The following is a 13,021-nucleotide window of genomic DNA, read 5'->3' as shown; positions in this document are numbered from 1 at the left end:
GTCGGTTCCCTTGAGCGCAGACGAACAGCGGCGCTTGCGTCTTGTCACGATGAATCACCAACACGCCCTTGGCGATCAGCCGCTGGTGATGCAAACCCAGGGCGGGGTGCTGGAGTTTCTGCGGTATCGGCAGCCGCTGCCGGCAGAGGCGGGCGACGACCCGGCTAAAATACTCCAGGCACTGGTCAACTCCCCGCAAGGGCAGCGGATGGGCAAAGCGCTACAGCAAACCATGCAAGGCGTTGACAGCGAAAGCAGCGCAAGCGATTACCTGCTGGCCGCTATCGCCCTGCAGATGGACCCTGAGTCGATCACTGCGCCCGGTCGCAACAGCGTTGCCGGTTTCGACCTGGGCAGTGACACACGTGGGGGGCACCACGCCTCCAAGGTTGTGGCCGGCTTGGCCGAACATTTGAGCAGTACTGGAAAAACCAGCGCTGCACTGGCGAGTGTCGGTGCGTACCTGTTGCTGGCCAAGGCGGCACCGCAGTTTCTGATCAAAGACATTCCCCCGACCGTAAAGGTTGGCAGTCAGGCGTGGGCCAGCCTGACGATGGCTGCGATGACGATTGAGGCGCACACACCCGGCAAAGTCCCTGGTATGACGTTTGCCCAAGTCATGAGTGAGGCGCAAGAAGCGCAGCGGGTCGACCCTGCAGTTACCCAAGCGGCACAAACCCTGGCATTGCTGGACTGGGCCGTGGCGAGCGGCGTGCTCACAAAAAGACAGGATGGCGACTATCTCCCCGCGCAACTTGAATCGGCAAGGGTCGCATTCAACGCGCAACAGGACGCCCGGCTCGTTGCTTCCCAGGCACTGGACACAGCACTGCCCACTCGAAAAGAGATCGCACTGGCCAAGCTCAAGGAGCGTTTTGGCGACCTTGGCGCATTTTTCGAAGAGAAAGCATTCGCGATTGATCAGCACTACGTGGCGATTGAAGGGGGAGGGATTTCGCTATTGGATATCGCCATGATCGACTGGCTGGAACCCCGGCCCTTCAGGGCGTATGAACCGAGCAGTTCACTCAAGGGCAATGACCTGCGAAGGGTGCTGACGCGTTTGAACGCCAACCGGCAGTTTGGCGTGCCGGCTGAATTCGAACGGCAGTTCAGCCGTGCGATCGAGGAAAAAAAGGCCGCCGTCAATACAGTGGTCAGGCACATGATTTCGCAACTGCCGTTGGAAGATCGCCAGCGCCTGGAGTTTGGGAAAATCAGCTTTTTCCAGGAAGGCTCATACGTCATGGATGGTCATTTCAATAATACGTATGGTCAAAATAAACCGGGGCTGCTGGTTAAAACTGAACTGCAAGGCGTGTCGCACGCCTACGTCATCGACTTCAATAAAGGCACGATTGAAACAGCGAGCCTTTACGATACGAAGATCAGGGCGGACAGGGTTGGCAACAAGGTAACGACAACCAAAACGTTCACGCCCAGCCACAAAGCAGATGATCTTGGGCGTGAGCGCCCGTTGGATAACGGGCCATGGGAGAGCTTTACCAGTGCTCGATCCCATGGGATTGCCACGGCCTTTGTCGAGCACTTGGATCTCGACGATCCGGCTATCAAGTTGCAAGCCCGCGAGCAGACGGCCTTGGACACGGCGAACGCGCAGTTGAGCGAGTTTTTGTTGAACCTGATCCCCTTCAGGTCCGCCATTGTCAATTTTCAAAATGGCAAGTACGGCGACGGGACTTTCGATCTCTTGCTGGATGTTTTCGGCTTTCTTACCGCCGGTACCGCCACCGCCGGAAAATTGCTCAAGGTCGGCCGCTCGGCGCTTTCCACCGGCGCCAAGGCACTGCGGGCGGCCAAGGTCATCGGTGTGGCGGCCATTGACGTGCTCAACCCTGTGGGAGGGGTGGGCGATCTGCCCAGGTTGGTGGGTACTGCTGGCCTCTATGTACTGTCCAAAGGCATCAAGGCCGTCAACAAACTCAGAGGCGCCACTGGCAGCTACGACGTGTTGAAAACTATCAGCAAACAGTACGACGTCGCAGCAACAGGCACCTTGAAGGTGGGAGGCCAGACAGTGGAAGGGGCTGCTGTGCTCAAAGGCGGCAAGTGGTATTCATTTGACGCTGACACTATGCGACCTTATGGCAGCCCGCTTGAGCAGTTCAAAGTATCGACCCAGGCTGTCGACGGTGAGGTGGACACGGCGCACATTGATGGGCTGAGTGAGTTGAGCCATGAGCTGTTCGGGCACTTCAAAGTGCCAGACCGCAAAATCGTGGGGCTGTCACGCAATAGTCAGGGGGTGTATGTGGCGGCCGATGGGCACATGTCGCATATACGCCATACCGACAGCAACGGTGATACAGCGGTATATGAGGTGCGCCAGGTTTCGCGCACGGACGACGGTGTTGTGCAGGCGCGGGTTTATCACAACAACCGGCAAACCGAGTTGCTGGTCCAGCATGTACAAGGGGACGAATGGCAGCGCCTGGGGGCGCCCGGTGGCGGGCAGATCACCGCTGAACATTTGCGGGCCTGGGAGGCGTTGTCGCCGGATGAACAGGCCAGTCTTACCCGAAAGGGCTTTGCCAAAAAGAATCACCTCCCCCAGAAAACCTTTGAGTACTACGTGAAACCTGACGGCCAGTTGAGCGATACCGGTGTGATCGTGCGTGACCGCCCCGCCAACGCATTCACCGATAAGGTGACCGAAACGCATGTGCGTGATTGGCAAAACATGACACAAGCGGCGCGTGACGAAATGACCTTGGACGGATTTATCGGCCTTCATAACCTTCGACCAGGAACATTCAAAAGTTATGTGCGCCGGGATGGCACCCCGATGATCAGGGGCGAAGCGTTGCTCAAGTCGTCCGTCGCCCCCAGAAGCAACCAAATTACCGATGATCATTTACGCCAGTGGGATGAGCTTTTCAGGAGCCCGGACAACACATTGACGTCTGCGCAGTTTGTTAGCCAACACGGGCTCAGCCAACGTAGCTGGGAGATGTACGTCAAGGCGGATGGTTCTTTAAAGGAAATGGGCGCGCAGCGCCTGGAACAGGCACGGCAAAATGCCGCACTGGCGTCCGCAGGCCAGGCCCCGCCCTCCATGGCTGATCATTTGCGCGCTTGGCAGGCGCTGTCTTTGGAGCAACAACAAAGCCTTACCCGTGAGGGGTTCGCCCGGCAAAAACACCTCCACCCGAGAGTTTTTGAGCGCTACGTGCAACCCAATGGTCAACTGACCGCTACCGGTGTGGCAGTGCGCGACCGCCTGCCCGGCACGCCCTTCTATACGGTGACTGAAACCCATATCCGTGACTGGCAAGACATGACACAGGCGCAGCGTGACGTAATGACCCTCGAAGGGTTTGCCGAGCTTTATCACGTCAATCCGGGCTCGTTCAAAACGCATGTGCGGCGAGATGGGACCTTGGGGCCAGTCGGCAGGGAGCTGATGGACAGGGTAGCCGGGGTCGTCCCTAACAGAATTACCGATGACCATCTTCGCCAATGGAAAGCGCACTTCGAGAGCCCGGATAACGCGGTCACGCAAGCGCAGTTCACCCGCGAGAACGGGCTCCATCCTGCTACGTGGAGGGACTGGGTCAACCCTGACGGCTCCTTGAAAAAGACCGCCAGGGAACGTCTTGAGCGCGCTGCACTGGGGCCCGCGGCCCATGCTCCGAGGGCGCCGATGCTATTGATCACCGCCGAGCATCTGCGCGACTGGGAGGCGCTGCCGCTTGCGCAACAGCAAGGCTCTGCCCGTAAGAACTTTGTCCGACATAGACACATCTCCCATAGAACCTTTGATCACTACGTGCAGCCTGACGGCAAACTGAGCCCTGCCGGCGAGCTTGTGCGCGACCGCGCGGCCAACACACCGGTTGACAAGGTGACCGAAACGCACATCCAGGCGTGGCAAAACATGACACAGCAGGCGCGGGACGCCATGACCAGGGAAGGTTTTGCCGGTCACCATAACCTCAGTGCACACTCATTCAGATCACATGTACGGGCAGACGGTAGCCTGTCGGCCACCGGCGAAGCACTGGTGAGCAGCGCAACCGATGGCACCTATAGGCGGATCACCAGTGACCTTTTACGCCAGTGGCAAGTGCTTGCCACCAATGCGGACAACTCAATGACGCAAGCGCAGTTCTTGCACCAGCACAGGCTTAATCCAAGCGTCTGGACGAAGTACGTTAAAAGTGACGGCTCCTTTACAGCGATTGCTGTCCAACGTCTCGAACGGTTACAGCAAAACACTGGACCGCGTCTCACGCCCCAGCAACCGGCTGTGGATACGGCACGAAAACGACCGGCATCAGAGTCTCTGGACCCGCCGCAAGCGAAGGTTGCGGATCTGACCTTGCACGCCGATACGCCTCAGGGCGTAGAGGCCCCGGGGCCAGCGTTGGCAGTCCCGCCTGTCGTTATCAAGGTTGAGCCCAGTGATTTCCAGACACTGCCCCGCCATCAGATCGACAACACACTGCCGATCCTGCAGGACCCGGCGAACCCCAGGCTCAGCTTGACTCAAGCACTTGAAGGTCCTATCGATGACATCCGTATCGCCTACTGGAATGGTGTGCTTGACGGGCTGGATAGCGCAACAAAGGCGCGCGTTTCAGCCCAGATCAAGGAATCGATCAAAGACTGGCTGCGAACCGAAGGTCAACACCAGTCTCGGTTTGAGGAGGCTATGGAAGTGGTCACGCCGCTGGACGATGGTGGGCCGGCTCGCGGAGCTTCGGTGTGGGCGCGGCGCGATATTCCTCAATATGAAGTGCTTGGTCCGTATGCAGGCAAATATCACCCAGACGAGGCGTCGTTGTTCGAGGAGCAACGCAAGCAAGGCTCGCGGGCTGTAATGACCTACCTGTTTGGTACCCGTTCGGGTACGCGGACGGTGAGTGGGCTGCACACGGGCAACACCCTGAGCCTGATCAACACCTCGCAACTGGGCGATGGGCCAGCGTGGAGGTCCAACAATGTCGTGTCCATCTCGGTCGGGAAAAACCTGACGTTCTACGTGGCGCTGAAGGACATCAAGAAAGGGGAAGAGTTATTGCTGGACTATGGACCGTTCTATAAACCGGTACCTGATATTGCGATCAAACCGGATCCTGATCGCTGAGTTCAGTGCTCGGCGCGTCAGCCTCCGCCCCCTAGCACCCCATGAATGAGCGAAAGCGCCAGCAGGCGCTTTCGTCAGGACGCTTCCTCGACAATGGACAGGTCGTTTTTTATGACAAGCATTAGCGCGGCACACACGCATTTTTCGCTTTCACCGCCTGCTGCTGAAAATCAGTCGGCGCCCGTGACCGACACCTCGTTGACTCCCCAGCCTCCCAACCAGGATGTGCCGTTGCCCGGCAACCCCGCCCCCTCGCTGGGGCATCTGGGCGGGGCATTGTCCTGGCCGGTTCCCTTGAGCGCAGACGAACAACGACGCTTGCGTCTTATCACGATGAATCACGCACATCATCTGGGCGATCAGCCGCTGGTGATGCAAACCAAAGGCGGCGTGCTGGAGTTCTTGCGGTATCGCCAGCCTCTCCCGGCGTCTGTGCAGGACGACCCTGCCAAGATGCTCGAAGCACTGATCCGTTCCCCCCAGGGACAACGGATGGGCAAAGCGCTGCAACAAAGAATGCAGGGCATTGACAGCGCGAGCAGCGTGACGGATTACCTGCTGGCAGGCATCGCGTTGCAGATGGATCATGAGTCGATCAGCGCCCCGGCGCGCAACAAAATAGCTGGGTTCGACCTGGCCAGTGACCATTATTGGGGCCACCCCCCATCGGCAGTCGTGGAAGGCTTGGCCGAACACTTAAGTCGCACCGGCAAAACCAGCGTTGCGCTGGCAAAAGTCGGTGCGTACCTGTTGCTGGCCAAGTCGGCTCCGCAGTTTCTGATCAAAGACATTCCCCCGACGGTGAAAGTCGGCAGCCAGACCTGGGCCAACCTGACCATTGCCGCCATGACGAGCGAAGCGCAGGCACCGGGCAAAGTTCCCGGCATGACGTTTGCGCAGGTCATGAGCGAGGCTGAAAACGCCCGACGGGTTGACCCTGTGGCCACTCAGCATGCCCAGGCTGCCGCGTTACTCGATTGGGGCGTTGCGAATGAAATCATCCCCAAAAGAAACGCTGACACCTACACCGCTGCACAACTTGAAACCGTCAGAACCGAGTTCAACCAACAGCTTGATGAGCGGATGTCTGCTTCAAAAATACTGGACAAGGCAATACCGACGCGAACAGAAATCGCACAGATCAAGTTGCAGGAGCGGTTTGGAGACTTGGGCGCGCTGTTTGAAGTCAAAGCACTCAGCACAGATGCGTCTCGCGTGGAGCACGGGCAAAACGGGATAAGCGGCACTCATTCACTCTTGGACTACGCCAAGATGGACTTGCCGAATCCGAGGCCGCTGAAGTCGAGCGACTCCCGCATCCCCGTAGAGGCGCTGAACAATAATCCTACGTTCGGCGTTCGGGAGGCTTTCGAACAGCAGTTCACCAGCGCCATCCAAGCAAAAAAGGCTGCGATCAATACAACCGTCAGGCACCTGATCTCGCAGCTACCATCTGCGGATAGGAGGAACTTGGAGTTTGGAAAAATCAGCTTTTTCCAAGAAGGCTCATACGTCATGGATGGTCATTTCAATAATACGCAGGCTCAAAATAAACCTGGACTGTTGGTCAAAACTGAATGGTATGGCACGACGAAAGCCTACGTCATCGACTTCAATAAAGGCTCGATTGAAAGGGCGAGCGTGTACGCAGCGCAGGTTCAGGAGTCCAGGGCAGGCAAAAATGTTTCTACGACCAAAGCGTTCACGCCCCGTCATAACGCAGATGAGCTGGGTCGTGAACGCCCGCTGAGTGACGCACTTGTGAACAGTTTCACCAGCGCTCGATCCCGTTCGATTGCCGACGCCTTTGTCCAACACCTTGATCTCGATGATCCCGCTATAAAAGAACAGGCGCGCGGGCAGACACCCCTCGACGAGTATTACAGCCCCAAACCGTTGAACGATTTTTTGTTGAACCTGATCCCCTTCAGATCGGCCATCGTCAATATTCAGAATGGTAAATATGGTGAGGCAGCATTTGATCTCATGCTGGACATCTTCGGCTTTGTTACTGCGGGGGCCGCCACGGCTGGAAAACTGCTCAAGATCGGCAGCGCTGTTCTCTCCAGCGGTGCAAAGGTGCTAAAGGCTGCCAAAGTCATTGGCGTCGCCACGATTGACTTGCTCAATCCGGTGGGTGGTTTGGGGGATTTGGCAAGGCTAGTGGGCAGCGGCGGCTTGTATGTACTGTCCAAAACCGTCAATAAACTCAGAGGTGCCACCGGCAGTTACGACGTATTGAAGGCGATCAGCAAGCAGTATGACGCAGCGGCGACAGGCGTGGTGAAGGTGGCCGAACAGACGGTGGAGGGAGCCGCCGTGCTCAAGAACGGCCATTGGTATGCTTTTGATGCCGACGCGATGCGACCCTATGGCAGCCCGCTCGAAGAGTTCGTGGTCGCAACCCAGGCTGTCGCCGGTAAGGTGGGCGCTCCGCACCTCGAAGAAGTGAGCGAACTGAGCCATGAATGGTTTGGTCAGTTCAACGTGCCTGAGTCGCGTATTGCTGGCCTTTCACGTAATGGCCAGGGCGTGTATGTGGCCGCCGATGGGCACCTGTCTCATATACGTCATATCGACAGCCACGGTAAGGCGGCGGTGTACGAAGTCCGCCAGGTGTCGCGCACGGAGGACGGCGTTGTGCAGGCCCGGGTTTATCACAACAACCGGCAGACCGAGTTGTTGGTCCAGCATATACAGGGTGACCAATGGCACCGCCTGGGGGCAACCGGTGGTGCAAAGCAAATCACCGCTGAACATTTGCAGGCGTGGGAAGCATTGCCGCGCCAGGAGCAAATAAGGCTTACCCCCAAGGGTTTTGCCCGCCAGCACCAACTGCCCTGGAAAACGTTTGAGTACTGTGTGAAAGCTGACGGTCGACTGAGCGAGACTGGCTTGATCGTGCGCAACCGCCCCGCCAACACGCCGTTCAACAAGGTGACCGAAGCGCATATCCAGAGTTGGCGAAGCTTGACTCGGCATGAGCGTGGCGCCATGACCTTAGACGGGTTTGCCGTTCATCATCACCTGAATTCGCATACGCTCAAAAATTATGTGCGGGTCGATGGCAGCCTGGGGCCAGAGGGTGAAGAGCTATTGGGCAGGGCTGCCGGTACTGCCTATGAGGTAATTACCGATGAGCATTTACATCGGTGGCGCACGCTCTTCACGCAACCTAACAACTCAGTGACGCAAGCGCAGTTCATAAGCCAGCACAAGCTCAGCCCAGGCAGTTGGAGTCGCTTCGTTAAAAAGGATGGTTCCTTGAAAGAGGCGGCCGTGCGACGTCTCAATCAGGCCGAGCAAAACACCGCGCTCGCCCCCACCTTCCAGACTTCGGCACGCAAACAGATCATTACGGGTGAACATCTACAGGAGTGGGAGGCGTTGTCGTCCGCGCAACCGCGCAGCATTACCCGTGAGGACTTTGCCCAGCAGAGGAAACTCTCGCCGAAAACCTTTGCCTACTATGTGCAGCCTGACGGCCAGTTGAGTGATACCGGCAAGATTGTGCGCGACCGCGCGGCCAATACACCCTTCAATACACTGACCGAAACGCATATACGTGATTGGCAAAGCAAGACGCAGCAGGCGCGTGACGCAATGACCATGAACGGATTTGCCGGCCATCATCACCTTAATCCGAGTACGTTCAAAAATGGTGTGCGGCAAGATGGTGGCCTTGGGCCGGCCGGTGAAGCGTTGTTGAACAGGGCGGCCGGTCTCACCTATACCGCGCTTACTGATGACCATCTACGCCAGTGGCGGGCGCTCTTCGCTCAATCGAACAGGTCAGTCACGCCGTCGCAGTTTTTGAGCCAACATGGGCTCAACCCAAACACTTGGCATCAGTCCGTTAACGCCGATGGCTCTTTAAAAGCGGCGACCGTGCAACGCCTCAATCGGGCAGAGCAAGATATCCCGCAGCTCCCCGTGCCCGAGCAACCGGCTGCGAGTGCAACACGAAAACGGCCTGCGCAAGACCCTCTGGATCCGCCGCCGTCGAAATCTTCGGATCTGAACACGCCCACCGACACGCCACACAGCGAACAGATCCCAGGTTCGTCTTCGGACATCGTCGTTATCAAGATTGAACCCGACGTTTCCCCTGTACTACCTCGTCATCAGATCGACAATACTCTGCCGATTCTGCAGGACCCGACGAACCCCAGGCTCAGCTTGACCCAATCACTTGAAGGCCCTATCGAGGACATCCGTATCGCCCACTGGAATGGTGTGCTTGACGGTCTGGATAGCGCAACCAAGGCACGCGTTTCAGCCCGGATCAAGGCGTCGATCAAAGACTGGCTGCGGACCGAATGCCAGCACCAGTCCCGGTTTGATGAAGTCCTGGAAGTGGTCACGCCGCTGGATGATGGTGGGCCGGCGCGCGGCGCATCGGTGTGGGCGCGGCGCGATATCCCCCAATTTGAAGTGCTTGGCCCGTATGCCGGCAAGTACCATGCAGACGAGGCGTCGTTGTTCAAGGAGCAACGTAAGCAAGGCTCCCGGGCTGTACTGACTTACCTGTTCGGTACACGTTCGGGTGTGCGTACGGTGAGTGGGCTGCACACGGGTAACACTCTGAGCCTGATCAATACCTCGCAACTGCGCAATGGGCCGGCGTGGAAGTCGAACAATGTCGTTTCCGTGGCGGTCGGGAAAAACCTGACGTTCTATGTGGCGCTCAAAGACATCAAGAAAGGTGATGAATTGCTGCTCGACTATGGGCCGTTCTATAACCCTGTGCCTGAGATAGCGATCAAGCCGGACCCCGATCGTTGAGGTGAGCCGCTCGGCGCAGGCAGTGGGCCAGCCGATGCCGCCTTTCGGCCGTTTGAAGATCAATTGTGCGTTCGCCATGGAAAGATGAGCGCTGCTCAGGTTTACTACTACCTGAGTAAGCGCTTCACCGACCTTGCACGTCGGCTCACCAAGGTCACCGAATGGATAAATACACCCCCCACACCTGGCAGCCCCACGAGCGGCCGAGCCTGCCCGGCTCGCCGTCGACGCCGCTGCACCCCACCCACAAGCGCTGGCTGTTTGCGCTGGTAGGCGTGCTGGTAGCTATCACCGGTGGCCTGGGCAATGCCCTGGTTATCGCTAACCTGCAATACCTGCAAGGCGCACTGGGCGCGACCACCGCGGAAATGGCCTGGCTGCCCGCCGCGTATGTCATGACCAACGTGTGCATGAACCTGCTGCTGGTGAAGTTTCGTCAGCAGTTCGGCCTGCGTGCGTTTACCGAAGTGTTCCTGGTGTTGTATGCGCTGGTGACTTTCGGCCACTTGTTTGTCAACGACCTCAACTCGGCCATTGCGGTGAGGGCGGCTCACGGCATGGTCGGCGCGGCGCTGAGTTCGTTGGGTTTGTACTACATGATCCAGGCGTTCCCGGCCAAGTGGCGCTTGAAAGCCCTGGTGCTGGGGCTGGGCACCGCGCAATTGGCGCTGCCCCTGGCGCGGCTGTTTTCCGAAGACTTGCTGCAGATCGCCGAATGGCGCGGGTTGTACCTGTTTGAACTGGGCCTGGCGCTGATCTGCCTGGGTTGCGTGTTCCTGCTCAAGCTGCCGCCCGGTGACCGCTTCAAGACCTTTGAAAAACTCGACTTCCTCACCTTCGCCATCCTTGCCACTGGCGTTGCTTTACTGTGTGCGGTGCTGTCCCTGGGGCGTATCGACTGGTGGCTGGAAGCGCCGTGGATCGGTGTGGCCTCGGCCTGCTCGCTGGTACTGATCATGGCGGGGCTGGCCATCGAGCATAACCGCAGCAACCCGATGCTGATGACGCGCTGGCTGGGCAGCGGCGTGATGATTCGCCTGGCCTTGGCGGTAGTGCTGATTCGCATGGTGCTGTCCGAGCAATCCACCGGTGCGGTGGGGTTCATGCAAATGCTGAACATGAGCTACCAGCAAATGCATACCTTATATGTGGTGATGCTGGCCGGGGCGATTGCCGGGCTGGTGGTCAGCGCGTTGACGATCAACCCGGCGCACCTGTTGATGCCATTGGTGATTTCCCTGGCACTGATGGCGACAGGTTCGGTGATGGACAGTTTTTCCAGCAACCTGACGCGTCCGCAAAACCTCTACATCAGCCAGTTCCTGCTAGGCTTTGGCGGCACGTTCTTCCTCGGGCCGACCATGGTGCTGGGCACGAAAAACGTGCTGACCAACCCGCGCAACCTGGTGAGCTTCTCGGTGATGTTCGGGATTTGCCAGAACCTCGGCGGCCTGATCGGCGCGGCGTTGCTGGGCACCTTCCAGACCGTGCGCGAGAAGTATCACTCAAGCATGATCGTCGAGCACCTGACCTTGATCGACCCCCGTGTGGCGGCGCGAGTGCAGAGCGGCGGGTCGGCCTACGGTGGCATCGTCGCCGACCCGGAACTGCGCAACCTGATGGGCATCCGCAGCCTGGCCACGGCGGCCACCCGTGAAGCGAATGTAATGGCTTACAACGATGTGTTCATGCTGATCGCGATTATTGCGATCCTGACCATGCTGTGGATCTTCACCCGCAGCCTATGGTTGATGAGCACCACCAAGGCAATCCCTCCTGTTCAACCCAGCGGCGCGACTTCATGACCGAACCTTCAACCACCACCACAACCGCCATCGCTGCCACACCGGAAGGCAGCACGCCACCGGGCGCCGTGCCCACGCAAATGCGGCCTTTGCGCGTGCGCATCATCTCGTCCCTGGGTTTTGCCGCCATCGCCATCATCGGTGTGCTGATCGTGCTGTACGCCTGGCAGTTGCCGCCGTTCAGCAGCGCGGTGGAAACCACCGAAAACGCTCTGGTGCGCGGGCAGGTGACGATTATCGGCCCGCAACTTGGCGGCTATGTGTTCGAAGTACCGGTGCAGGATTTCCAGTATGTAAAAGCGGGGGACCTGCTGGTACGCCTGGATGACCGCATCTACAAACAGCGCCTGGACCAGGCCCTGGCGCAGCTGGCCGTGCAGAAAGCGTCCCTGGCCAATGTGGTGCAGCAACGCAACAGCGCCGAAGCGACCATCAAGCTGCGTCAGGCCGCGCTGGTCGACAGCCAGGCCCAGGCGCGCAAGAGTACCGCTGACTTGCGTCGCAACGAAGAATTGATCAGCGATGGCTCGGTGTCCAAGCGCGAGCTGGACGTGACCCGTGCCGCCAATGCCCAGACCATTGCCGCCGTAGCCCAGGCCCAGGCCAGCCTGGAAATTGCCCGGCAAGACCTGCAAACAGTGATCGTCAATCGCGGCTCCCTGGAAGCGGCAGTCGCCAGTGCCGAGGCGGCGGTGGAGCTGGCGCGGATCGATTTGTCCAACACCCGCATCACCGCGCCACGCGATGGTCAGTTGGGGCAGATCGGCGTGCGCCTGGGTGCCTACGTTAACTCCGGCGCGCAATTGATGGCCCTGGTGCCCAAGCAGCTGTGGGTGATCGCCAACATGAAGGAAACCCAGATGGACAATGTGCAGGTCGGCCAGCCGGTAACCTTCACCGTTGACGCGCTGAACCATCGCAAATTCCATGGCACGGTGCAGCATATCTCGCCGGCAACCGGCTCGGAGTTCAGCCTGTTGCAGGCGGATAACGCCACCGGCAACTTCGTCAAGATCGCCCAGCGCGTGCCAGTGAGGATTACCGTGGACCCGGACCAGGCCGAGAGCGAGCGGTTGCGACCTGGGTTGTCGGTGGTGGTGAGTATCGATACGGCAGGGCGCCTGAAAAACAGCCCACCCTGACCCTGACACAGTGCAGAGCAAAATGTGGGAGGGGGCTTGCTCCCGATTAGCACAGGTATCTACACAACTTTGCATTCGCCAACAGTAACCACGATGCGCAGCGAGCCGCTCTTGATCTTGATCTTGATCTGCTTTTGATCTCAGGCGCCCCGTTAAACCACGCTGGCCGGAATTCGACA

At 58.6% G+C, this 13,021-nt stretch carries 4 protein-coding genes; all 4 read left to right on the top strand.

The window, feature by feature from the left end:
• Positions 1 to 10: 10 nt before the first annotated feature.
• The 4 genes from E3O56_RS16840 to E3O56_RS16825 all read left to right on the top strand — a co-directional run bounded on the left by E3O56_RS16840 (position 11) and on the right by E3O56_RS16825 (position 12,842).
• Positions 11 to 5,110 carry an SET domain-containing protein-lysine N-methyltransferase gene (locus E3O56_RS16840; RefSeq protein ID WP_248128582.1) on the top strand — a complete coding sequence of 1,700 codons (5,100 nt, stop codon included), beginning with the start codon at positions 11 to 13 and terminating at the stop codon, positions 5,108 to 5,110.
• A 111-nt stretch (positions 5,111 to 5,221) separates the two neighbouring features.
• On the top strand, positions 5,222 to 9,895 hold the full coding sequence (locus tag E3O56_RS16835; protein ID WP_248128581.1) for an SET domain-containing protein-lysine N-methyltransferase: 4,674 nt from the start codon (positions 5,222 to 5,224) through the stop codon (positions 9,893 to 9,895).
• A gap of 161 nt (positions 9,896 to 10,056) precedes the next feature.
• Positions 10,057 to 11,700: an MFS transporter gene (locus E3O56_RS16830; protein ID WP_005789335.1), complete on the top strand. Its 1,644-nt coding sequence runs from the start codon at positions 10,057 to 10,059 to the stop codon at positions 11,698 to 11,700.
• A complete protein-coding gene (locus E3O56_RS16825; protein ID WP_103735474.1) occupies positions 11,697 to 12,842 on the top strand; it encodes an HlyD family secretion protein in 1,146 nt (381 codons plus the stop codon). Before E3O56_RS16830 ends, E3O56_RS16825 begins: the two co-directional genes overlap by 4 nt.
• The last annotated feature ends 179 nt before the right edge of the window (positions 12,843 to 13,021 follow it).

This window comes from Pseudomonas sp. W2Aug9, assembly GCF_023127755.1.
In the GTDB taxonomy this organism is placed as follows: Bacteria; Pseudomonadota; Gammaproteobacteria; order Pseudomonadales; family Pseudomonadaceae; genus Aquipseudomonas; species Aquipseudomonas synxantha_A.
This window is presented reverse-complemented; position numbering and strand designations above follow the sequence as displayed.